This window comes from Ancylobacter sp. TW_SC_1 (assembly GCF_056836805.1).
Map to the genome: position 1 here is coordinate 1,546,994 of NZ_CM166365.1, position 22,790 is coordinate 1,569,783.

At 69.0% G+C, this 22,790-nt stretch carries 22 protein-coding genes; 10 read left to right on the forward strand and 12 right to left on the reverse strand.

The annotated features are described in order from the left end of the window. Positions 1–105: 105 nt before the first annotated feature. The 5 genes from AC1PZ7_RS07095 to AC1PZ7_RS07115 form a co-directional block, all read right to left on the reverse strand. On the reverse strand, positions 106–687 hold the full coding sequence (locus AC1PZ7_RS07095; protein ID WP_482358786.1) for a sarcosine oxidase subunit gamma: 582 nt from the start codon (positions 685–687) through the stop codon (positions 106–108). Then, the gene (locus AC1PZ7_RS07100; RefSeq protein ID WP_482358787.1) at positions 680–3,727 is read right to left on the reverse strand and encodes a sarcosine oxidase subunit alpha; all 3,048 of its coding nucleotides are present in this window, start codon (positions 3,725–3,727) and stop codon (positions 680–682) included. Before AC1PZ7_RS07100 ends, AC1PZ7_RS07095 begins: the two co-directional genes overlap by 8 nt. Positions 3,728–3,872: 145 nt before the next feature. Then, positions 3,873–4,163: a sarcosine oxidase subunit delta gene (locus AC1PZ7_RS07105; protein ID WP_482358788.1), complete on the reverse strand. Its 291-nt coding sequence runs from the start codon at positions 4,161–4,163 to the stop codon at positions 3,873–3,875. 1 nt (position 4,164) lies between these two features. Further along, a complete protein-coding gene (locus tag AC1PZ7_RS07110) occupies positions 4,165–4,518 on the reverse strand; it encodes a cupin domain-containing protein (RefSeq protein WP_482358789.1) in 354 nt (117 codons plus the stop codon). 9 nt (positions 4,519–4,527) lie between these two features. Further along, complete coding sequence (locus AC1PZ7_RS07115; RefSeq protein ID WP_482359590.1) at positions 4,528–5,778, reverse strand: sarcosine oxidase subunit beta family protein; 1,251 nt, start codon at positions 5,776–5,778, stop codon at positions 4,528–4,530. Between the two features lie 267 nt (positions 5,779–6,045). On the opposite strand from AC1PZ7_RS07115, the gene AC1PZ7_RS07120 reads away from it, so the two are divergent. From AC1PZ7_RS07120 to serA, 4 genes are all read left to right on the forward strand, one after another. After that, positions 6,046–6,870, forward strand: coding sequence for a tellurite resistance TerB family protein (locus AC1PZ7_RS07120; RefSeq protein WP_482358790.1), 825 nt, complete (start codon positions 6,046–6,048; stop codon positions 6,868–6,870). Positions 6,871–6,996: 126 nt separating this feature from the next. Continuing rightward, positions 6,997–7,695, forward strand: a complete 699-nt coding sequence (locus tag AC1PZ7_RS07125; RefSeq protein ID WP_482358791.1) for an outer membrane protein — start codon at positions 6,997–6,999, stop codon at positions 7,693–7,695. 92 nt (positions 7,696–7,787) lie between these two features. Further along, a complete protein-coding gene (locus tag AC1PZ7_RS07130; RefSeq protein WP_482358792.1) occupies positions 7,788–8,963 on the forward strand; it encodes a phosphoserine transaminase in 1,176 nt (391 codons plus the stop codon). A gap of 229 nt (positions 8,964–9,192) precedes the next feature. Then, positions 9,193–10,779: a phosphoglycerate dehydrogenase gene (serA, locus tag AC1PZ7_RS07135; RefSeq protein WP_482358793.1), complete on the forward strand. Its 1,587-nt coding sequence runs from the start codon at positions 9,193–9,195 to the stop codon at positions 10,777–10,779. A gap of 77 nt (positions 10,780–10,856) precedes the next feature. Here serA and eda read toward each other — a convergent pair whose 3' ends face one another. After that, positions 10,857–11,504 carry a bifunctional 4-hydroxy-2-oxoglutarate aldolase/2-dehydro-3-deoxy-phosphogluconate aldolase gene (gene eda / locus AC1PZ7_RS07140; RefSeq protein WP_482358794.1) on the reverse strand — a complete coding sequence of 216 codons (648 nt, stop codon included), beginning with the start codon at positions 11,502–11,504 and terminating at the stop codon, positions 10,857–10,859. 207 nt (positions 11,505–11,711) lie between these two features. On the opposite strand from eda, the gene puuE reads away from it, so the two are divergent. Both puuE and AC1PZ7_RS07150 read left to right on the forward strand, forming a co-directional pair. Then, positions 11,712–12,641: an allantoinase PuuE gene (gene puuE / locus AC1PZ7_RS07145; RefSeq protein ID WP_482358795.1), complete on the forward strand. Its 930-nt coding sequence runs from the start codon at positions 11,712–11,714 to the stop codon at positions 12,639–12,641. A gap of 5 nt (positions 12,642–12,646) precedes the next feature. Then, on the forward strand, positions 12,647–13,015 hold the full coding sequence (locus tag AC1PZ7_RS07150; RefSeq protein WP_482358796.1) for an MliC family protein: 369 nt from the start codon (positions 12,647–12,649) through the stop codon (positions 13,013–13,015). On the opposite strand, the gene AC1PZ7_RS07155 is transcribed toward AC1PZ7_RS07150, so the two are convergent. Continuing rightward, positions 12,955–13,476, reverse strand: a complete 522-nt coding sequence (locus AC1PZ7_RS07155; RefSeq protein WP_482358797.1) for an ion channel — start codon at positions 13,474–13,476, stop codon at positions 12,955–12,957. The genes AC1PZ7_RS07150 and AC1PZ7_RS07155 overlap by 61 nt on opposite strands. A 32-nt stretch (positions 13,477–13,508) precedes the next feature. Here AC1PZ7_RS07155 and AC1PZ7_RS07160 point away from each other — a divergent pair, with 32 nt between their 5' ends. Continuing rightward, a complete protein-coding gene (locus tag AC1PZ7_RS07160; protein WP_482358798.1) occupies positions 13,509–14,348 on the forward strand; it encodes a GNAT family N-acetyltransferase in 840 nt (279 codons plus the stop codon). Here AC1PZ7_RS07160 and AC1PZ7_RS07165 read toward each other — a convergent pair. Together AC1PZ7_RS07165 and AC1PZ7_RS07170 are read right to left on the reverse strand one after the other, a co-directional pair. Beyond that, positions 14,289–15,257 (reverse strand): DMT family transporter, encoded by a 969-nt coding sequence (locus tag AC1PZ7_RS07165; protein WP_482358799.1) that lies wholly within the window; start codon positions 15,255–15,257, stop codon positions 14,289–14,291. The two genes, AC1PZ7_RS07160 and AC1PZ7_RS07165, sit on opposite strands and share 60 nt — an antisense overlap. Positions 15,258–15,395: 138 nt before the next feature. Further along, entirely contained in the window at positions 15,396–16,301 is a 906-nt protein-coding gene (locus tag AC1PZ7_RS07170) for a VOC family protein (protein WP_482358800.1), read from the reverse strand. 280 nt (positions 16,302–16,581) lie between these two features. Here AC1PZ7_RS07170 and AC1PZ7_RS07175 point away from each other — a divergent pair, with 280 nt between their 5' ends. The 3 genes from AC1PZ7_RS07175 (at position 16,582) to AC1PZ7_RS07185 (ending at position 19,753) form a co-directional block, all read left to right on the forward strand. Further along, positions 16,582–17,874: an adenylosuccinate synthase gene (locus AC1PZ7_RS07175; protein ID WP_482358801.1), complete on the forward strand. Its 1,293-nt coding sequence runs from the start codon at positions 16,582–16,584 to the stop codon at positions 17,872–17,874. Between the two features lie 29 nt (positions 17,875–17,903). After that, positions 17,904–19,316: a hypothetical protein gene (locus tag AC1PZ7_RS07180; protein ID WP_482358802.1), complete on the forward strand. Its 1,413-nt coding sequence runs from the start codon at positions 17,904–17,906 to the stop codon at positions 19,314–19,316. Between the two features lie 308 nt (positions 19,317–19,624). Beyond that, positions 19,625–19,753: a hypothetical protein gene (locus tag AC1PZ7_RS07185; protein WP_482358803.1), complete on the forward strand. Its 129-nt coding sequence runs from the start codon at positions 19,625–19,627 to the stop codon at positions 19,751–19,753. A gap of 62 nt (positions 19,754–19,815) precedes the next feature. Here AC1PZ7_RS07185 and sucD read toward each other — a convergent pair whose 3' ends face one another. From sucD to AC1PZ7_RS07200, 3 genes are all read right to left on the reverse strand, one after another. After that, positions 19,816–20,712, reverse strand: coding sequence for a succinate--CoA ligase subunit alpha (gene sucD, locus AC1PZ7_RS07190; protein ID WP_482358804.1), 897 nt, complete (start codon positions 20,710–20,712; stop codon positions 19,816–19,818). Beyond that, positions 20,712–21,911, reverse strand: coding sequence for an ADP-forming succinate--CoA ligase subunit beta (sucC, locus tag AC1PZ7_RS07195; protein WP_482358805.1), 1,200 nt, complete (start codon positions 21,909–21,911; stop codon positions 20,712–20,714). The genes sucD and sucC overlap by 1 nt, the downstream gene beginning before the upstream one ends. A 100-nt stretch (positions 21,912–22,011) precedes the next feature. Beyond that, a complete protein-coding gene (locus tag AC1PZ7_RS07200; RefSeq protein ID WP_482358806.1) occupies positions 22,012–22,785 on the reverse strand; it encodes a fumarylacetoacetate hydrolase family protein in 774 nt (257 codons plus the stop codon). Positions 22,786–22,790: the final 5 nt, after the last annotated feature.

Sequence of the window (22,790 nt, forward strand, 5' to 3'; positions counted from 1 at the left end):
CCAGCGGAGGCGAAGCCGAAGCGCCGCGCCGGGACCCAGGAGAAAACCCGCTTTTCCGCTTCTGCCGTTCGATCCACGCCGTCCCCGCCCGGCTTTCGGCAAAGCTCAGGCCAGCTCGCGGCGGGCTTCTTCCAGCAGTCCCCAGACATAGGGCGCGAAGGAGTGCCAGACGTCAAAGTGGAAAACATCCGTAGCGTGGCGGACGAGCATGATCTCGGCCTTGTGAAACAGCGTGCGGGTGCACATGCCGACCGGGAAGGCCGCGAGCGACAGGTCGAGCGCGTTGCCCTGGTTCAGCACGAAGGCGGCTTGCGGGCCGGCGACCTCGATGCCGACGCTGCGCGAGGACACGTCGACCAGCGCGTGCGGCAGGCCGGCGGTGGCGGCCTCGACCGCGGCGAAGAGCGGCGCGGGGTCGGCGCCGGGCGCGAGCAGGATCCACTCGTCCGGGCCGAGCCACAGGGCGAAGCGCCCATTGGCCGTGTTGAAGCGCATCGGCTCGCGCGGCAGGGGGACGCCAAAGGCCTCGCCGGCCGGGCCGATGGCCGCCTCGCGGCCGCGGAAGGCGAGGCGGGCGGCCGGCGCGAGCGCGGCAAGTCGCGCGGCTGCGACGTCGTGCGACACTGCCGCGAGCGCGTGAAGCGGGTTGACGGAGACGGGCGGGGTCATCGGGGCGCTCTCAACCATTGAGACGATCTCCCTTGGGATCGTAGAAGACGGGCTCGACCACCTCGACCTCGATGGCGTGCGTCGCCATCGGCACCATCAGCTTCTGGCCGATGCGCGCCCGCCCGCCCTTGATCATGGCGAGGGCGATCGAGCGGCCGAGCACGGCGCTGCGGTAGGAGGAGGTGACGAAGCCGAGCATGGGCACCGGGATCGGCGCGGAAGGATCGGTGACGATCTGCGCGCCTTCCTCCAGCACGATCTTCGGATCGGTGGTCCGCAGACCGACGAGCTGCTTGCGGTCGGGCGCCGACATGGCGGCGCGGGCGAGCGAGCGCTTGCCGACGAAGTCCTTCTTGGCCTTGCCGACGGCCCAGCCGAGATTGACGTCGTCCGGCGTCGCGGTGCCGTCCGTCTCCTGGCCGACGATGATGTAGCCCTTCTCTGCGCGCAGGACGTGCATCGTCTCGGTGCCATAGGGCGTGATGCCGAAGCGTTCGCCCGCGGCATGGACGGCCTCCCAGACGAAGCGGCCATATGCGGCCGGCACGTTGATCTCGAAGCCCAGTTCGCCGGTGAACGACACGCTGAACAGCCGCGTGGGCACGCCGCAGATGCGGCCCTCGCGCACGCTCATATGCGGGAAGGCTTCCTTCGAGAGGTCGATGCCCTCGACGAGCGGCGCGATCACCTCGCGGGCCTTAGGCCCCTGCACGGCGATCACCGCCCATTGCTCGGTGGTCGAGGTCAGCCACACGTCGAGGTCCGGCCATTCGGTCTGGAGGTAGTCCTCCATATGGGCGAGCACGCGGGGGGCGCCGCCGGTGGTGGTGGTGACGTGGAAGCGGTCATGCGCCATGCGGCCGATGACGCCGTCATCCATCACGAAGCCGTCCTCGCGCAGCATGACGCCGTAGCGCAGCCGGCCGGGTTCGAGCTTCGACCAGGCGTTGGTGTACATGCGGTTCATGAACTCGGCGGCGTCCGGCCCGACGATTTCGATCTTGCCGAGGGTGGAGGCGTCGAAGATGCCGACCGAGGCGCGCACCGCCTTGCACTCGCGCGCCACGGCGGCGTGCAGGTCCTCGCCCGCCTTGGGGAAGTACCAGGCGCGCTTCCACAGCGAGACGTCCTCGAACGCGGCGCCGCGCTCGGCCGCCCAGTCGTGGATCGGCGTCTTGCGCACGGGATCGAACAGGTCGCCGCGCGCCGCGCCGGCGAAGATGCCGAAGGTGGTCGGGGTGAAGGGCGGGCGGAAAGTGGTGAGCCCGATCTGCGGCACCGGCGTGTCGAGCGCCTCGGAAACGATGCCGAGGGCGTTCATGTTCGAGGTCTTGCCCTGGTCGGTCGCCATGCCGGTGGTGGTGTAGCGCTTCACATGCTCGATGGAGCGGAAGCCCTCGCGGGTGGCGAGCAGGATGTCCTTGGCGGTGACGTCGTTCTGCCAGTCGACGAAGGCCTTGGCGAAGGCCGGGTTGCGTCCGTGCGGGGTGGCGCCGATGAAACCGTCGGTGCCGAGATCGTCGGCGACGGCCGCGATGCTGCGCGAGGGCACGGCCGGGGCGGGCGTCGCGCCGCGCGCGGGGGAAGCGTAATCGCGCGCCGCCTTCGCCGCCGCCTCGCCCTGCGCATAGCCGTCTTCCAGCACGCGCTGGAGGCCGTGCACGCCGCGGCAGGCCCCCGTGGAGCGCTCGCGCTCGACCGAGGTGCCCGGCAGGTAGGCGCCGGCGGCGCCGTCCCAGACCAGCTTGCCGCGCGACTGCGAGAACAGGTGGACGCTCGGGGTGAAGCCGCCGGACATCAGCACGGTGTCGCAGGCAATCGTCTCGGCCGGGCCGACCTCGGCGCTTCCTCTGCCGCCCTTCATCTTGGCGAGACTGGCGCCGGAGACGCGCAGCCGGCCGGACGTGCCGGTGACGACGGTGGAGGGCCGCACGTCGATGCCGGCGGCGAGCGCCCGGGCGGGCAGCTCGCCCGTCACCTCGGCCCGCAGATCGGCGATGGCGGCAATGGTGACGCCGCCGGCCTGGAGATCGAGCGCGGCGCGGTAGCCGGCATCGCAGGCGGTGAAGACCACCGCGCGCTCGCCGGGCCTGGCGCCGTAGCGGTTGAGATAGGTGCGGGCGGAATCGGCCAGCAGCACGCCGGGGCGGTCGTTCTCCGGGAACACCAGCGGACGCTCCAGCGCGCCGGCGGCGATCACCACTTCCTTGGCGCGGACCTGCCACAGCCGCTCGCGCGGCAGGTCGGCGCCGGGGGCGGCGAGGTGATCGGTGACGCGCTCGGCGAGCGCGATCAGGTTGTGCGGGAAATAGCCGAAGGCGGTGGTGCGGGGCAGGAGCGTGACGTTGTCCTGGCCCGCCAGCGTGGCGCGGGTGGCGGCGAGCCAGTCGGCCGCCGGCCTGCCCTCGATGGTGGCGGTGGTCTCGCTGAGCAGCGAACCGCCCAGTTCCGCCTGCTCGTCGGCGAGGATGACCCTTGCGCCGCTCGAAGCTGCCGCCAGCGCGGCGGCGAGGCCGGCCGGGCCGGCGCCGACGACCAGCACGTCGCAATGGGCGTAGTTCTGGGTGTAGCGGTCCGGATCGGGCAGCGTCGGGGCGACGCCGAGGCCCGCCATGGCGCGGATCTTCGGCTCGTAGAAGCGCTTCCACGCCCCCGCCGGCCACATGAAGGTCTTGTAGTAGAAGCCCGCCGGCAGGAAGGGCGAGAACAGGTCGTTCATCGCGCCGGCATCGAAGCCGAGCGAGGGCCAGCGATTCTGGCTTTCCGCCTTCAGCCCCTCATAGATCTCGACCTGCGTGGCGCGCAGGTTCGGCGCCATGCGGGCAGCGTCGCGGGCAACGTTGACCAGCGCGTTGGGCTCGTCCGATCCGGCGGAGATCATGCCGCGCGGGCGGTGATACTTGAAGGAGCGGCCGACCAGGTGCACGCCGTTGGCGATGAGCGCCGAGGCCAGCGTGTCGCCGCGATAGCCGTTGAAGGTCTTGCCGTCGAAGCGGAAGGAGAGCGGCGCGGCGCGGTCGATGCGGCCGCCCGAGGCGGTGCGGAAACGGTTGGTCATGTCGCGGACCCTCGGGCGGTGTCCACCTCTCCCCGGCGGGGAGAGGTCGCCGCGCAGCGGCGGGTGAGGGGGGAAGCAGCGGTCGCGAGGGGAAGGCCCCTCACCCCGGCCCTCTCCCCGACGGGGAGAGGGAGAAGAGGACGGATCATTTTCCGCTCCCCTCGATATCCGGCCGCGCTTCGCCGGCCTTGTAGGTGGTGACGAAGAAGTCGCTCACCGTGTCGCGCAGCGCGTTGAAGTAGCGGCCGCAGCCATGGATGTGGCGCCAGCGCTCGGCGTGCAGACCCTTGGGGTTGGTGCGGTTGTAGAGGAAGTCGGCCCATTCCGCGTCGGTGAGGACGGAGGGGTCGGCCGGGCGGGCGATATGCGCCTCGCCGCCATAGCGGAACTCGACTTCCGGCCGGGCGCCGCACCAGGGGCAGGTGATGATGAGCATCTCAGAGCCTCGTCTTGACGGCGGCGGTGGCCGCATCGCCGGTATTGGGCGTGCCGGTGGGCTCGATAAGCAGCAGATGGGTCTCCTCCTCCGCTACCGGACAGTGCTCGACGCCCCTCGGGACGACGTACAGCTCGCCGGGGCCGAGATTCACGTCGCCATCGCGCAGCTTGATGGTGAGCCGCCCCTTGAGTACCAGGAAGAAATCGTCGGTGTCCGGGTGCGAATGCCAGACGAACGCGCCCTTTACCTTCACCACCATGACGTCGTGGCCGTTGAAATCGGCAACGACCTTTGGCGACCAGAGATCGGTGAATTGGCCGAGCTTCTCAGCGATATTGACGGGATCGGGCATGTCGTCCCCCTAATGCGCGACGGCGGCGGCGGCCGCCTCGTCGATCAGGAAGCCATCGCGAAAACGCTCCAGCGTGAAGGGCGCGTTGATCGCGTGCGGGGCGTCCCTGGCGATGGTGTGGGCGAAGACGTGGCCGGAGCCCGGCGTCGCCTTGAAGCCGCCGGTGCCCCAGCCACAGTTCACATAGAGGCCCGGCACCGGGGTCTTGGCGATGATCGGCGAGCGGTCGGGCGTCACGTCGACGATGCCGCCCCAGTTGCGCAGCATGCGCAGGCGCCGGAACTGCGGCACCAGCTCGCAGATCGCGTCGAGCGTGTGGGTGGTGATGTGCAGCGCGCCGCGCTGCGAATAGCTGGTATAGGCGTCGGTGCCGGCGCCGATCACCATCTCGCCCTTGTCGGACTGCGAGATGTAGGCGTGGATGGTGTTCGACATGATCACCGTCGGGAAGGCCGGCTTTACCGGTTCCGACACCAGCGCCTGCAGCGGGTAGCTTTCCAGCGGCATGCGCAGGCCGGCCATCGCCATCACCACGCTGGTGTGGCCGGCGGCGGAGACACCGACCTTCTTCGCCCGGATGAAGCCGCGCGAGGTCTCGACGCCCTCGACCGCGCCGTCCGGGCCGCGGCGGATGCCCTTCACCTCGCAGTTCTGGATGATGTCGACGCCGCGCGAATCCGCGGCGCGGGCGAAGCCCCAGGCCACCGCGTCGTGCCGGGCGGTGCCGCCGCGCCGCTGCAGCGCGCCGCCGATGATCGGGTAGCGCATGCTCTTGATGTTGAGCGGGGGGCAGAATTCCTTGCACTGCTCGGCGCTCAGCCACTCATTGTCGACGCCGTTGAGGCGGTTCGAGTGGACGTGGCGCTTGAAGCTGATCTCGTCGTGATGGTTGTGCGCCAGCATGAGCACGCCGCGCGCCGAATACATCACGTTGTAGTTGAGGTCGGCCGACAGGCCCTCCCACAGCTTCACCGCGTGCTCGTAGAGCCCGGCGCTCTCGTCGAACAGGTAGTTGGAGCGCACGATGGTGGTGTTGCGGCCGGTATTGCCGCCGCCCAGCCAGCCGCGCTCGATCACCGCGACATTGGTGATGCCGTGCTCCTTGGCGAGATAGTAGGCCGCCGCGAGGCCATGCCCGCCGGCGCCGACGATGACGACGTCGTACTCGGCCTTGGGCTCGGGGTTGCGCCATTGCGGCTGCCAGCCCTTGTGGCCGCCCAGCGCGCGGCGGAACAGCTCGAAGCCGGAGAATTTCTGCACATTCGCCTCCGACGCTAACGTCGTCGCCTGCGGTAGGGAGACCGCATGACCCTGATACGACATGCTCGCGCGCCGCCACGTCCGGCGCGAGCATTGTTTCGGCGCTGGCGTTGAACAAATGCGACATCGGATGCGACACCGGCGGATGTGCCTTCGTCATGTCGACGGCGTAGGCTCACGCTCAGGTGACGAAGGGACGCGTGCTTTCCTTGCGGAAGACACGATCGGCCCCTACCTCGGTCAGCACACAGCAACGCGGGACCCTCGATGTTCAACAGCGGAAATTTCGACGCCAAGCGGCTTCTCGACCAGTTCCTCGCGCCGCAGGCCGGCGGGCAGGGCAATGCGCCGGCCCAGCAGAGCCCGTTCGGCGGCTTGCTCGGCGGGCTGACCGGCGGCCTCACCGGCGCTCCGGCCGACGGCGGCGCGCAGTCTTCCGGCAGCGGCGACCTGGTGAGCCGGGCCAAGGACTATCTCGGCACGAATGGCGGCTCACTCGCCTCGGGCGCGGCGGCGGGCGCGCTGGTCTCGCTGGTGCTCGGCAGCAAGGGCGGACGCAAGGTGGCCAAGAACGCCGTGGCGCTCGGCGGCCTCGCCCTGGTCGGCACGCTGGCCTACAAGGCCTACCAGAACTATCAGCAGGGCCAGCAGCCGCAGCAGGCCGCGACGCCACCCGAGCCGGCGCAGCTTCCCCCGGCGCATTCGCCCTTCCATCCCGACCAGGCCGACCACACCCATTTCGAGGTGACGCTGCTGCGCACCATGATCGCGGCCTCGCTGGCCGACGGGCATATCGACGATGTCGAGCGCGCCGCCATCTCGACCAAGCTCAGCGAGGAGGGGGCCAATCTCGACGAGGCCGAACGCTTCCTGACCGCCGAACTCGCCCGCCCGGCGAGCCCGGAGAGCCTCGCCGCCGCGGTGACGCGTCCGGAGCAGGCGGCGGAGGTCTACATCACCGCGCTGCTCGCCATCGACGCCGACACCATTTCCGAGCGGGCCTTCCTCGCCCGCCTCGCGGCGGCGCTGAAGCTCGATCCGGCGCTGGTGCCGCATCTGGAGGCGACCGCCCGCGCGGCGCGCCAGCCCTGAGACAGGGGCGCTGCGTGACGGGCGATCGTGGTTAATCGTTAAGGTTAAGCCTGCCTTAACCGCTCGCGGGCAAGGTGCAGCTGTCGAAGATTGCCGGGCGTGCCCCGGCCTGTCTGGGATAGGCACATGCGTCGCGTTGCGTTCTCTGGATCCGGCCGCCTCCGCTGCGGGATGGTCGTGCTGCTGGCGGCCGGGCTGCTCGTGGCCGGCTCGGCACGCGCGGCCGATCCCGTGGACGAGATGAGCGCCGAGGACCTGCTGTCCCGCGCGCCGAAGATCGAGGACACCAGCGGCTGGTATCTGCGCGGCGACATCGGCTACGTCTTCAACGAGACGCCGGAGGCCTCGCAGCTCGATTTCAGTCCCGTCGTGGCGCCCTCCATCGACGACGCCTGGCTGGTCGGCCTGGGGCTCGGCGTCAAGCTGAACGACCTCCTGCGGCTCGATGTGACGGTCGATTACCGCACCGAGGCGAACCTTGTGGCGGGCGGGCTGTCGGCCAGCTACAGCGCGACGACGCTGCTCGCCAATGTCTATGTCGACCTCGGCACCTGGCACGAGGTCACGCCCTATGTCGGCGCGGGCGTGGGCGCGGGCTACGTGTCGATCAGCGACATCGCCTTCCTCGGCGCCGATATCGGCGATGCCGACGGATGGGGCCTCGCCTGGGCGCTGATGGCGGGCGCCGCCGTGGCGGTCGGGCCGAACTGGCAGATCGATATCGGCTACCGCTATCTCACGCTCACCGATGTCGGCACCAACAAGGTCGACTTCGAGCAGAGCGCCCACGAGGTGCGCGTCGGCGCGCGCTACCTGTTCGACTGAAAATCCGCTTGCGCGGCGCCCGAGGCGGGAGTACATCCCGCTCCGGGCTATCCCACCCCAACGTGGGACGTCCATCTGAGAGGATGGCTATCATGACGAATATCGCTCTGCCGGCGGCGAAGCCGGCGAATCCCAATTTTTCTTCCGGTCCCTGTGCCAAGCGTCCCGGCTGGACGCTGGAAGGCCTGAGCGACGCGCCGCTCGGCCGCTCGCACCGTGCCAAGGTCGGCAAGGCGAAGCTGAAGCTCGCCATCGACCTCACCCGCGAAATCCTCGAAATCCCCGCCGATTACCGTATCGGCATCGTTCCCGCCTCCGACACCGGCGCGGTCGAGATGGCGCTGTGGTCGCTGCTCGGCGCCCGCCCGGTCGACCTGCTGGCGTGGGAGAGCTTCGGCGAAGGCTGGGTGACGGATGTCGTCAAGCAGCTCAAGCTTAGGGATGCCCGCGTCCTCAAGGCGCCCTACGGCACGCTGCCGGATCTCGCGCAGGTGAATTTCGACCATGACGTGGTCTTCACCTGGAACGGCACTACCTCCGGCGTGCGGGTGCCGAACGCCGACTTCATCCCGGCCGACCGTCAGGGCCTGACCATCTGCGACGCCACCTCGGCGGCCTTCGCGCAGGATCTCGACTGGGCCAAGCTCGATGTCGTGACCTATAGCTGGCAGAAGGTGCTGGGCGGCGAGGCCGCGCACGGCATGCTGATCCTCTCGCCGCGCGCCGTCGAGCGGCTGGAGAGCTACGTCCCCGCCTGGCCGCTGCCGAAGATCTTCCGCCTGACCAAGGGCGGCAAGCTGATCGAGGGCACCTTCGAGGGCGAGACCATCAACACCCCGTCCATGCTCTGCGTCGAGGACTATCTCGACGCGCTGGGCTGGGCGAAGCAGGTCGGCGGGCTCAAGGGCCTGCGCGCCCGCTCGGACGCCAATTTCAAGGTGCTCGCCGACTATGTGGCGACGACGCCGTGGATCGACTTCCTGGCCTCGGTGCCCGAGACCCGCTCCAACACCAGCGTGTGCCTCGTGGTCGTCGACCCGGACGTGAAGGCGCTGGCGCCCGACGCGCAGGCGGCCTTCGCCAAATCCCTCGCCGCGGCGCTGGAGAAGGCGGGCGTCGCCTATGACATCGGCGCCTATCGCGACGCGCCGGCGGGCCTGCGCATCTGGGCCGGCGCGACGGTGGAGACCGCCGATCTCGCCGCGCTGCTGCCCTGGCTCGACTGGGCCTTCGCCAATGCCAAGGCCGGCCTGAAGCAGGCCGCCTGATCTCCTTTGCGTGCGTCCCCGCCGCTGACGCGAGGGGACGGCGAATGGGCCTTGGCTTCGGCCTTCGACGGCGAATGGCTCCCTCTCCCGGCCGCGTCTCGCCGTCGATCCCTTCCGAGCGAATGCCCGACGAACGCTTCGTCGTCCTCTCCCGCCAGCGGCGGGACGCCTTTGCCTTTTCCCGCCTGTGGCGGGACGACCTCAACCTTTTCCGAACAGGATGAAGCCAATGGCTCCCCGGGTTCTCATTTCCGACGCCCTTTCCCCCGCCGCCGTGCAGATCTTCAGGGATCGCGGCATCGAGGTCGACTTCCAGCCGGCCCTCGGCAAGGACAAGGACAAGCTGGCCGAGATCATCGGCAATTATGACGGCCTCGCCATCCGCTCGGCGACCAAGGTGACGCCGAAGATCCTGGCGAGCGCCACGCGGCTGAAGGTGGTGGGACGCGCCGGCATCGGCGTCGACAATGTCGACATTCCGGCCGCCACGGCAAAGGGCGTGATCGTGATGAACACGCCGTTCGGCAACTCCATCACCACCGCCGAGCACGCCATCGCCATGATGTTCGCGCTGGCCCGCGAGATCCCCGCCGCCGACGCTTCCACCCAGGCCGGCAAATGGGAGAAGAACCGCTTCATGGGCGTCGAGCTGACCGCCAAGACGCTCGGCATCATCGGCTGCGGCAATATCGGCTCGATCGTCGCCGACCGCGCCCTCGGCCTGAAGATGAAGGTCGTCGCCTTCGACCCGTTCCTCTCGCCGGAGCGTGCGCTCGACATCGGCGTGGAGAAGGTGGAGTTGGACGATCTTCTGGCGCGCGCGGACATCATCACCCTGCACACGCCGCTGACCGACAAGACCCGCAACGTCCTCTCCGCCGAGGCGATCGCCAAGACCAAGAAGGGCGTGCGCATCATCAACTGCGCGCGCGGCGGCCTGGTGGACGAGGCGGCGCTGGCACTCGCGCTGGAGAGCGGCCACGTGGCGGGCGCGGCCTTCGACGTGTTCGTCACCGAGCCGGCGACCGAGAACCCGCTGTTCGGCCATCCCAACGTGATCTGCACCCCGCATCTGGGCGCCTCGACCGCCGAGGCGCAGGAGAACGTGGCCCTGCAGGTCGCCGAGCAGATGAGCGACTACCTGCTGCGCGGGGCGATCTCCAACGCGGTCAACTTCCCCTCGATCACGGCGGAAGAGGCTCCGAAGCTGAAGCCCTTCATCGAGCTTGCGGAAAAGCTCGGCTCCTTCGCCGGCCAGCTCACCGACACCGACATCAAGACGGTGCGCATCACCTATGACGGCGCGGTGGCAGGCCTGAAGATCAAGGCGCTGACCTCGGCCGCCGTGGCCGGCCTGCTGCGCCCGGCGCTGGCCGACATCAACGTCGTCTCCGCGCCGAGCATCGCCAAGGAGCGCGGCATCGTGGTGGAGGAGACCACCCGCGAGATCGCCGGCGACTATGAGAGCCTGATTACGCTGACCGTTGTGACCGACAAGATGGAACGCTCGATCTCCGGCACCGTCTTCGCCGACGGACGCCCGCGCATCGTCGACATCAAGGGCATCAAGGTGGACGCCGAGTTCGCGCCCTCCATGCTCTACGTCACCAACGAGGACCGGCCGGGCTTCGTCGGCCGCTTCGCCAGCCTGCTGGGCGATGCCGGGCTCAACATCGCCACCTTCGCGCTCGGCCGCGACCGCCAGGGCGGCGACGCCATCGCGCTGGTCGAGGTCGACGGCAAGGTGCCGGCCGAGGTGCTCGACAAGGTGCAGCAGCTTCCCTCGGTGAAGCAGGCCAAGCCGCTGGCGTTCTGAGGCGAAACCCTCCACGACACTAAAAAGGGCCCTCCGGAGCGTCTCCGGAGGGCCCTTTTTTTGTCGATCGCCCCGGCTCAGAGCGGAAAGGCGGCCCGGTGCAGCTTGGAGGCGGCCTTGGCCAGCGCGACGATCTGCTCCCAGTCGCCCATGGTGACGGCCTCGCTCGGCGCCACCCAGGAGCCGCCGACGGCAAGGATGTTGGGCTGGGCGAGATAGGAGCCGACATTGGACGGGCCGATGCCGCCGGTCGGGCAGAAGCGCAGATCCGGCAGCGGGCCGGCGAGCGACTTGAGGAGGCCGACGCCGCCGACCGATTCGGCCGGGAACAGCTTCAGCACCGGAAAGCCCATGGCGTGCAGCGTCATCGCCTCGGTGGCGGTGGCGCAGCCGGGCATGACCGGTACCGGCGCTTCCGCCAGCGCCTCCGCCAGCGCGGGGGGGCAGCCGGGGCTGACGAGGAAGCGGGCGCCCGCGTCGATGCATTTCTGGATCAGGTCCGGCCGCGTCACCGTGCCGGCGCCGACGATGGCGTCCGGTACCTCGGCGGCGATGGCGGCGATGGCCTCCAGTGCCGCCGGCGTGCGCAGCGTCACCTCGATCAGCGGCAGGCCACCCTCGGCGAGCGCCCGCGCCAGCTTGACGCCGGCCGCCACGCTGGGAACGGTGACGACGGGAATGACGGGGGCACGGGCGAGCAGGAGGCTGGGATCGGGAAGCGACATCGGGCACCTTACGTGAGTTCTTTGCCACATGAAGACTGCCGGGCACCGGCTTGTCGAGAGCAGGATGCAAGATTTGTGCGGCGGATATGTTGCGGGCGGCTGTTCGGGGGATCGCCTCCCGAGCCGACGCGGCGGACGGTTCCGCCTTCGCCGCGAACGGGCTAGCCTGAGGCCAGCGCCATCCGCCTCCGTTCCGAGACAGCCCGCATGTTCAAGATCGATTCCGCCTATCCCCGCGACATGATCGGCTATGGCCGCAACCCGCCGGACCCGAAATGGCCGGGCGGGGCGCGAATCGCGGTGCAGTTCGTGATCAATTACGAGGAGGGTGGCGAGAACTGCGTCCTGCACGGCGACGCGGCTTCCGAGGCGTTCCTCTCGGAGATCGTCGGCGCCCAGCCCTGGCCGGGCCAGCGGCACATGAACATGGAGTCGATCTACGAATACGGCTCGCGCGCCGGCTTCTGGCGGCTGTGGCGGCTGTTCACCTCCCGCGCCTTGCCGGTGACCGTTTATGGCGTCGCCACCGCGCTGGCCCGCAACCCCGACGCGGTGGCGGCGATGAAGGAGGCGGGCTGGGAGATCGCCAGCCATGGCCTGAGATGGATCGACTATCGCAACCACTCCTATGAGGCGGAGAAGGCCGATTTCGACCTTGCCATGCGCCTGCATACGGAACTCGTCGGCGCGCGCCCGCTGGGCTGGTACACCGGGCGGACCTCCGAGCACACGCGCCGCATCGTGATGGAGGAGGGCGGCTTCCTCTACGATTCCGACATCTATTCCGACGACCTGCCGTTCTGGGTGGAGGGGCCGCGCGGCCCCCACCTGAGCATCCCCTATACGCTCGATACCAACGACATGCGCTTCGCCATTCCCGCCGGCTTCAATTCGGGCGACCCGTTCTTCACCTATCTGCGCGACAGCTTCGACGCGCTTTACGCGGAAGGCGCCGAGGCGCCGAAGATGCTCAGCGTCGGCCTGCATTGCCGCCTCGTCGGGCGGCCGGGGCGCATCCTCGCCTTGCAGCGCTTCCTCGACCACATCGCCGCGCATGACGGCGTCTGGGTGCCGCGCCGCATCGACATCGCGCGCCACTGGCATGAACACCACAAGCCGCCGCACACCCCGGAGTAATCCCCATGAGGCAGGCCGCCGTCTTCGCTTTTCTCCTCGCGCTGCTCCCGGCCGCCGCCCAGGCGGGAGAGCCGGCGGGGGAGATCGTCATCCCGCTGCCGGCCGGCGCCAGCCCGGAGACGATCAGGGTCGCCTATGATTGCGGCGGCTTCGGCCCTGTCGAGGCGCATTATTTCAACGCGCCGCCGGTGGCACTGGCCACGCTCGCCTTCAAGGGCGAGTTTCTCGTGCTGTCCAACGTGCTCGCGGCTTCCGGCGCGCGCTATGCCGGCGGCAAGTACATCTGGTGGACGAAAGGCGACAAGGCCGACCTCTACGACCTGACGACGGGAGAGGATGCGCCGCCGGTGGCGTCCTGTTCCTCGGCGGGGTGAGGAGGCTCTTCCCGGCGCGGTGCGCGCGGGCGACGCGGACGATGCACTTCCGGCAGATGCTGCTGGATGACGAGGAACAGCAGGGCCGTCGTCCAGCCGAACATCATGATGCCGCTGCCCGCCGTCATCGGGCCGATCAGCCGCGTCGCGGTCTGCTGCAGCGAATCGCCGTAGCCGAGCGCGGTGTAATTGACGAAGGCGGAGTAATAGGCGTCGTCGTGATGGGTCACGAGCCCCTTCGCGGCATAGACGACGGCCCAGATCCCGACCTCTATGAGGTGGGCGGTGAGCAGCAGGATATTGGCGACGATGAGCGCCAGCAGCAGACGCAGCCGGGGATGACGCTTGAAGACCTGATCATAGGCGTCCGAGCAGTCGATGAGAATATACGTGGCCATGAGATGAACCAGCATCACCAGCAGCATCATCGCGATGCCGATGGCGATTTCCTCGAAGAACATCGTCGTCTCCCGGGAGCCGGAGGAGGGGTGGAATGCCGGCGGATATAAGCATTCGCGCGCTTAATGCGGCGGAAATTCAGCTGGCAGTGGACTGGGCGGCGGCGGAGGGCTGGAATCCCGGACTTGCCGACGCGGCCTGTTTCGGCGCGGTGGACCCGCAGGGCTTTCTCGTCGCCGAGCAGGACGGGGCGCCGGCGGCGGTGATCTCCGTGGTCAACTACGATCCGGCCTTTGCCTTTCTCGGCTTCTACATCGTCCGGCCGGAGCTGCGCGGGCGCGGCATCGGCCTGCGGCTCTGGCAGGCCGGGCTCGCCCATGCCGGAGCGCGCACCGTGGGTCTCGACGGCGTGCTGGCGCAGCAGGCGAACTACGTCCGCCAGGGATTCAGTTTCGCCTACCGCAACATCCGCTTCGCCGGAACGCCGGCGGCCGGCGAGACCGGCGGCACGGTCGATCTCGCCACGGTGCCGTTCGGGCGGGTCGAGGCGAGTGACGCCTGCGTGTTTCCCGCACCCCGCGCAGCCTTCCTCAAGGCCTGGCTGTCGGCGCCGGGCCATGCCGGGCGTGCGTTGCTGCGGGACGGGGAACTCGCGGGCTGGGGCGTGGTGCGCCCGGCGCGGGCGGGCTGGAAGATCGGCCCGCTGGTGGCGGCCGACGAGGCGGCGGCCGAGAGCGTGTTCCGGGCGCTGCGGGCGGTGGCGGGAAGCGGCGCCATCGTGCTCGACGTGCCCGAGCCGAATGCGGCGGCCCTCGCGCTGGCGCGCCGGCATGGCCTCGCGCCGGCCTTCGAGACGGCGCGCATGTACCGGGGATCAATCCGGCCGGTGGCGCTGGAGCGGGTCTATGGCGTCACCAGCTTCGAGCTCGGCTGAGGCGGCTGGCCGGCCGGTTTTCGGCGCCCACAGCGTGGCGGTGACGACGCCGCAGAGCACCAGCGCATAGCCGACCGCGTGGTAGAGATACGGTCGCTCGCCGAGGAAGACGATCGCCAGCGCCGAGCCGAAGACCGGCATGAGATGGAAGAACGGCGCGGCGCGGTTGGGGCCGACGAGCTGGATGCCGCGGTTGAAGAACAGATAGGCCAGCACCGAGGGGAAGATCGCCACATAGATGATGGCGCCGATCGCCTTCGCATCGAATATGACGGGCGGGCTGACCATCCGCTCGGCGACGAAGAGCGGCGTGAGCAGCAGGGCGCCGAGGCCGAGGCTGAAGCCGAGGAAGCCGAACTGCGAGAAAGCGGGCCGTCGCGCCAGCAGCGACGAATAGATGCCATAGACGATCATCGCCGCGATCATCCAGATGTCGCCGCGGTTGAACTCGATGTTGACCAGCACTGCCGGATCCCCCCGGCAGATGATGACCAGCACGCCGAGCAGCGAGAGACCGATGCCGGCTGCCTGTCCGCCGGAAAGCCGCTCCCCGTTGAGCAGCAGCGACCAGAAGGCGATGAGCAGCGGCCCGGTGGACTGGATCAGCAGCGCGTTGAGCGCCGGCGTGAACTCCAGCGCGTGATACTGCATCGTGTTGAACAGCGTGATGCCGGTGAAGGACAGCACGCCGACCAGCACCCAGTGACGCCGCACCAGCGGCCAGTCCGCGCGCATCGCGCGCCAGGCGAAGGGCAGCAGGATCAGCACCGCCAGCACCCAGCGCAGCCAGGCGAGCGTGGCCGGCGGCACATGCCCGGCAATGTGGCGGCCGATCACGATGTTGCCGGCCCAGAACAGCGGCACCAGGGTGAGCAACAGGTACGGCGCGTCGAGCAGGCGACGGAACATGGCAGGGTCCGGGTGGAGGCCGTGAGCGCCCGAACGCTCTAGAGCATTTTCCTTCGTGATGGGACTGCCGGACCCATGAAAAATTCTGATCTGAACCGATGAGCTGATTATGGCCGCGCGCCCGCGCCGCCGCGCGGATCAGCGCCGGGCGCGGACATGCACGCGTGTTCCCCACGGATCGGCGGCTGCAAAGCCCTGGTCAATCGGCATGACGGGCTCGCCGGCCGCGACCAGCCGGGCCTGCAGCGCCTCGACCGCCGCGGCATCCGGCAGGACAAGCTCGACATGCGCGAGGCCAAGGCTGCCGGCCGGAGCGGGGCCGCCGCCGCGACTGTGCCAGACATTGAGCCCGAGATGGTGGTGGTAGCCGCCGGCGCTGACGAACAGCGCTCCGGGATAGCGATCCGTCGTCACCTCGAAGCCCAGCCGCTCGACATAGAAGCGGCGGGCGCTCGCGATGTCGCCGACCTGGAGATGGACATGGCCGACGCGGGTGCCCGCCGGCATCGGCGCCTCGACCGGCACATCGGCAGGAAGATCGGCGAGCAGGTTGCGCAGGTCGAGTTGATAGGTCGCCATCTCCACCGTCGCGCCGTCCCAGCGCCAGTCGCTGGCCGGGCGGTCGCGGTAGATCTCGATGCCGTTGCCGTCGGGATCGTCGAGGTAGAGCGCCTCGCTCACCAGATGGTCGGAGGCGCCGAGCTGCACACCCTGCGCGATCAGCCGGCGCAGCACGACGGCCAGCGCGGCGCGGTCGGGGACGAGAATGGCGACATGAAACAGGCCGGTGGCGCCGCGCGGACGCGGGCGGGCGTCGGGGACTTCCTCCAGCTCGACGATGACCTCGTCGCCGACGCCGAGACGAATGATGCCGTCCTCGCCCTTGCCCAGCAGGGCAAGCCCGACCGTCCCCGTATAGAAGGTGACCGAGCGCGCCGCATCGTGGATGCGCAGGCGTACCGCACCCATGCCGAGCCCGGCCGGCAGCGGAGGGGCGCTGGCGAGAGGCGCGGGGGTCGGCTGGCCGATGGTCGTGATGGTCATGATGGCTCCTTGCGGCGGCATTGCGCCGCTGCCCCTTAAAGTCGGGCGGGCACCGCGCGGGTGCAATCGTCCAGCGTTTGCAGAGGTGCAATAGTGCCCTGTCAGCGACGCCAGCCGGGAGTGCATCGCCAGCAGGGCCCGTGCGTGTCCGCAGTGTCCTTGCCTGACCCGGACTCATCCCTTAAGACGATGCAGCCCCGGCCGGACCTGTCCCCGGGGCTTTGTCTGTGCGCGGGTACGGCACGTCGCCGGCCCAGCCTTGCAATCAGGAGCGTGGCTCGTGACGAATGTGGTCGTCGTCGGTTCCCAGTGGGGCGACGAGGGTAAGGGTAAGATCGTCGATTGGCTCAGCGAGCAGGCGGACGTCGTCGTCCGCTTCCAGGGCGGCCATAATGCCGGTCATACGCTGGTCGTCGGCGACAAGACCTACAAGCTGTCGCTGCTGCCTTCCGGCGTGGTGCGCGGCGCCCGTCTTTCGGTGATCGGCAACGGTGTCGTGCTCGATCCGTGGGCGCTGGTCGACGAGATCGCCCGCATCAGCGGACAGGGCATCGAGGTCACGCCGGAGCGCCTGCGCGTGGCGGAAAACGTCGCGCTCATTCTGCCGCTGCACCGCGAACTCGACGCCATCCGCGAGAACGCCTCCGCCGGCACCAAGATCGGCACCACCAAGCGCGGTATCGGCCCGGCCTATGAGGACAAGGTGGGCCGGCGCGCCATCCGCCTCGTGGATCTGGCCTCGCCGGAGACGCTCGAGGCCAAGATCGACCGCCTTCTGGCGCACCACAACGCGCTGCGGCGCGGCCTCGGCATCGAGGAAGTCGACGGGGTGCGGCTGCGCGCCGAGCTGATCGAGATCGCACCGAAGGTGCTGCCCTATATGGACCGCGCCTGGGCGCTGCTCGACGACGAGCGCCGGCGCGGGGCGAAGATCCTGTTCGAGGGCGCGCAGGGTGCGCTGCTCGACGTCGACCACGGCACCTATCCCTTCGTCACCTCGTCCAACACGGTGGCGGCGCAGGCGGCGACCGGCTCCGGCCTCGGCCCGGGCGCGATCGGCTATGTGCTCGGCATCACCAAGGCCTACACGACCCGCGTCGGCGAGGGGCCGTTTCCGAGCGAGCTGCACGACGACACCGGCCGCCGGATCGGCGAGCGCGGACGCGAGTTCGGCACCGTGACCGGCCGGCCGCGCCGCTGCGGCTGGTTCGACGCCGCTCTGGTGCGCCAGACCGTGCGCACCTCCGGCATCAACGGCATCGCGCTCACCAAGCTCGACGTGCTGGACGGCTTCACCGAGTTGAAGGTGTGCACGCGCTACCGGCTCGACGGCCGCGAGATCGACTATTTCCCCTCCGGGCAGGACGCCCAGGCGCGGGTGGAGCCGGTCTACGAGACCATCGAGGGCTGGACCGAATCGACCGCCGGCGCCCGCTCCTGGGCCGACCTGCCGGCCGAGGCGGTGAAATATGTCCGGCGGATCGAGGAACTGATCGGGTGCCCGGTGGCGTTGCTTTCCACCAGCCCGGAACGTGATGATACGATCCTGGTACAGAATCCGTTTGAATCGTAACCCCTGATTCGCGCTGACTGATCCCGCTCATGGCCGACTATTACCCGCTCATCGCACGCGCCATTGGCGGCCTTCCCGACAAATCCGGGGAGGCCCGCAAGGCTGTCTATGAGCGGGCGCGCCGGGCGCTCCTGGCGCAGCTCAGGGCGGTCGATCCGCCGCTCTCGGAACCGGATATCCAGCGCGAGCAGCAGGCGCTCGAGGATTCGATCGCCCGTGTGGAGGCGGACTACCCTGCCGCCGGACAGCCTTCTGCGCCGGCACCCGTTCCTCCGCCCGCGCCGGCTTCTCCGCCACCGGCCGCCCCGCCGGCTCCGGTCGTTCCGCCGGCACCTGCCGCACCGCGTCCGGCCGAGCGGCCCACCGCGCCGTCCGTCGCGCCCGAGCGTGGCGATGCGGACACGCTGAGCGAGGCCGAGGCGGTGGCCGCGGGCATCGACCCCTCCCATGCGGCCGGCGAGCGCCACGACTGGCGCAGCGATGCCGCGCGCATGGTGCGCGAGCGCGAGGCGGGCACGCTGCCTTATGAAGAGACGGACGAGACGGGGACGGGCACCGAGGACGATGCCGCGGGCGAACCGGTGGACGAGGAGAAGCCCTCCCGCGGCGGACGTGGGCGGCTGATCGCCATTCTGGTGTTCGTGGTCCTGCTGATCGCCGGCGCTTTCGTGGGCTACACCCAGCGCGAGACCATCGTCGCCCTGATCGGTGGCGGAGCGAGCGCGCCGACGCAGACCGCGCAGGCGCCCACCAGCCCGGCCAGGACCGACGCGCCCAAGTCGACCGATCGTATCGCGCAGGCGCCCGACACGTCGCGGCCGGCCCAGCCCGAGCCAGGCGACACGCCGCCGGCGGGACAGGGCATCGACGTCGCGCAGCGCGCGGCGCTGTTCGAGGAAAGCCCCGGCGGCGGCGAACAGGGCCTGCAGCAATATGTGGGCACGGTGGTCTGGAGCACCGAGACCATCAATCCCGGCAACGGCCTGGCGCCGGATGTCGGCATCCGCGCCAACATCACCATTCCGGCGCGCAACATCTCCGCGACGCTGACGCTGCGGCGCAATCAGGATTCGACGATCCCCGCCTCGCACATCATCGAGGCGCAGTTCCGCCTGCCGCCGAATTTCGACCTCGGCAACGTATCGAGCGTGCCCGGCATGCGGGCGAAGGCGTCGGAAGGCGCACAAGGGGCGCCGCTGGTCGGCCTCGCCGTGCGCGTGGCACCGAACTTCTTCCTGATCGGCCTGTCCGCGCTCGATTCCGACATCCAGCGCAATCTCGGCTTCCTGGTGACGCGCAACTGGCTCGACCTGCCACTGGTGTTCGAGAACGGGCGCCGCGCCATTCTGGTGCTGGAGAAGGGGCCGGCGGGCGATCAGGTGTTCCGCCAGGCGTTCTCGGCCTGGGGCCTGCCCGTGGCGGCACCGAACGGCGGCAACTGACCGGATCGCTCCGGTCCGACCCTTCGCCGCCACACTCCCTGCATGTCCGGCCGCGGCGTCGCTTGGCGCGCGCATGGCAGCACCGTCGAGCCGCGCACGGCTTTGCGTCTATGTCCGTCGGACTCAGATGAGGCATCGGCGCACAGGCGCCCGCCGGGTCGCGCCGGAACGCCGTCATGTGGGAATTTGGTCAGCGCAAGGCGCTCGGCATGCGTAAAACGCAGGGGCGTTATTTGGTATGAGGTATACCACATACCCGGTGCATTCGTTATGTTGCGCTGCAACAGACAAATGACCGGAGACCGCGCATGTTCGAGTCGGTGTATCCCCTGCTGCCGTTGCTCATCCTGTGCCACGCATGGATGACGATCCTGATCGCCGAGACGCTCGGCAATGAGGAAACGGCGGCGCTGCCGCCGGAATGCTACCCGGTCTGAAATGAAAAAGCCCCGCGGCATCGCTGCCGCGGGGCTTTCGCTTTGAGTGGCGTGTGGCCCGGTCAGGCGGCGACGCGCTTGTTCAGCACGTCGACCAGCGTCTTGCCGAGACGGGCCGGGGAGGGGGAGACCACGATGCCGGCCTCTTCCATCGCCGCGATCTTGTCCTCGGCGCCGCCCTTGCCGCCCGAGATGATCGCGCCGGCATGGCCCATGCGGCGGCCGGGAGGCGCCGTGCGGCCGGCGATGAAGCCGACCATGGGCTTCTTGCGGCCGCGCCTGGCCTCGTCCTTGAGGAACTGCGCCGCTTCTTCCTCGGCAGAGCCGCCGATCTCGCCGATCATGACGATCGACTCGGTGGCGTCGTCGGCCAGGAACAGCTCCAGCACGTCGATGAACTCGGTGCCCTTGACCGGATCGCCGCCGATGCCGACGGCCGTGGTCTGGCCGAGGCCCTCCTGCGAGGTCTGGAACACCGCCTCATAGGTCAGCGTGCCCGAGCGCGAGACGACGCCGACGGAGCCCTTCTTGAAGATGTTGGCCGGCATGATGCCGATCTTCGATTCGCCGGCGGTGACGATGCCGGGGCAGTTCGGGCCGACGAGGCGCGACTTGGAGCCGTCCAGCGCGCGGCGCACCTTCACCATGTCGAGCACCGGAATGCCCTCGGTGATGCAGACGATGAGCGGGATTTCCGCCGCGATCGCCTCGCAGATGGCGTCGGCCGCGCCCGGCGGCGGCACGTAGATCACCGACGCGTCGGCGCCGGTCTTGTCGCGCGCCTCGGCGACGGTGTCGAACACCGGCAGGCCGAGATGGACGGAGCCGCCCTTGCCCGGCGAGGTGCCGCCGACCACCTTCGAGCCATAGGCCAGCGCCTGCTCGGAGTGGAAGGTGCCGTTCTTGCCGGTGAAGCCCTGGGTGATGATCTTGGTGTCTTTAGTGATCAGAACCGACATCACGCAGCCTCCTTCACAGCCTTGACGATCTTCTGGGCGGCGTCGTCGAGATCGTCCGCCGGGATGACATTCAGTCCGCTCTCGCGGATGATCTGCTTGCCTTCCTCGACATTGGTGCCTTCGAGGCGCACGACGAGCGGGACTTCGAGGCCGACCGTCTTCACCGCGGCGATGACGCCGCGCGCGATGACGTCGCACTTCATGATGCCGCCGAAGATGTTGACGAGGATGCCCTTCACGCTCGGGTCCGAGGTGATGATCTTGAACGCCGCCGTCACCTTCTCCTCGGTGGCGCCGCCGCCGACGTCGAGGAAGTTGGCGGGGGATTCGCCATAGAGCTGGATGATGTCCAGCGTCGCCATGGCGAGCCCGGCGCCGTTGACCATGCAGCCAATGGTGCCGTCCAGCGCGATATAGGCGAGGTCGTACTTGGAGGCCTCGATTTCCTTGGCGTCCTCCTCGGTCTCGTCGCGCAGCGCCACCACGTCGGCATGGCGATAGAGCGAGTTGGAATCGAAGGAGATCTTGGCGTCGAGGCACTTCAGCTCGCCGGTCTTGGTGACGACCAGCGGGTTGATCTCCAGCATCGCCATGTCCTTGGCGACGAAGGCCTTGTAGAGCTTGTCGACCAGGCTGCCGGCCTGCTTGGCGAGGTCGCCGGTGAGGCCGAGCGCCTGCGCGACGGTGCGGCCATGATGGGGCATGACGCCGGTGGCCGGATCGACGGAGAAGGTGTGGATCTTCTCGGGCGTCGAATGCGCGACTTCCTCGATGTCCATGCCGCCTTCGGTCGAGACGACGAAGGCGACGCGCGAGGTGGCGCGGTCGACGAGGGCGGAGAGGTAGAACTCCTTGTCGATGTCGGAGCCTTCCTCGATGTAGACGCGGTTGACCTGCTTGCCGGCCGGGCCGGTCTGGATGGTCACGAGCGTCTTGCCCAGGATCTGCCTGGCGTTGGCGGCTGCCTCGGCGGCGGACTTGACGACGCGCACGCCGCCCTTCTCGCCGGCATCGGCCTCCTTGAACTTGCCCTTGCCACGCCCGCCGGCATGGATCTGGCTCTTCACCACCCAGACCGGGCCGGCGACCTTGGCCGCGGCGGCATCGGCCTCGGCGGCGTCGAGAATGGCGACGCCGTTCGGCACCGGGACCCCGAATTCGCGGAGCACTCCCTTGGCCTGATACTCATGGATGTTCATTAATTCCGCTCCTCCACAACCGGACGGCCGGGAGAGCCCGCGAGGCCCTCCCGTCGATTGGCGTATCCTATTTCCCTATAGGCGCTAGCGCGCCGTGACGCTACTGCACGAAAGTGTTGCTGAGCGTCCCGATGCCCTCGATCACGATTTCCACCGTGTTGGTCGGGGCCTTCATGGTGCCGACGCCGATCGAGGTGCCGCAGCAGATGACGTCGCCGGGGTTGAGCGTCATGTCGTGCGAGATGCGGCTGACGAGCTGGCGGGTGGAGAACACCATGTCGCTGATCGGATAGCGCTGGCGCTCCTCGCCATTGAGCACGGTGCGCACGACGAGCGTGGCGGGGTCGACATCGGTCGCCACCACCGGGCCGAACGGGCCGAAGCCGTCGAAGCTCTTGGCCCGCACCCACTGGGCGAAGGTGGCGTCCTTGTTGATGATGTCCGCCGCCGTGATGTCGTTCACGCAGGTGTAGCCGAAGATGTAGTCGCCGGCTTCCTCTTCCGAAACGCCGGTGGCCTTCCTGCCGATGACGATGCCGAGCTCGCCCTCATAGACGATCTTGCCGTCATAGGAGGCGGGCCGGCGCACGGTGGCGCCGGGCGTGGTCAGGCAGGAGCCGGCCTTCAGCAAGTAGAGCGGATCGGCCGGCACCGGCGAGTTGATCTTCGCGGCGAGGGCGTGGAAGTTGTTCCACAGCGCGATGATCTTGCTCGGCTCGGTCGGGGCGAGCAGCGCGACCTCGGAGAGCGCGACGCGCTCTCCGGTCGGGGTGGCGCCGTTGAACATGTCGCCGGTGTGGACGGTGATGGTGTCGCCCTCGAGCGTGCCGAAGCCGGCAGCGCCCGAGCGCTGGAAACGAACCCAGTATGCCATTGTGC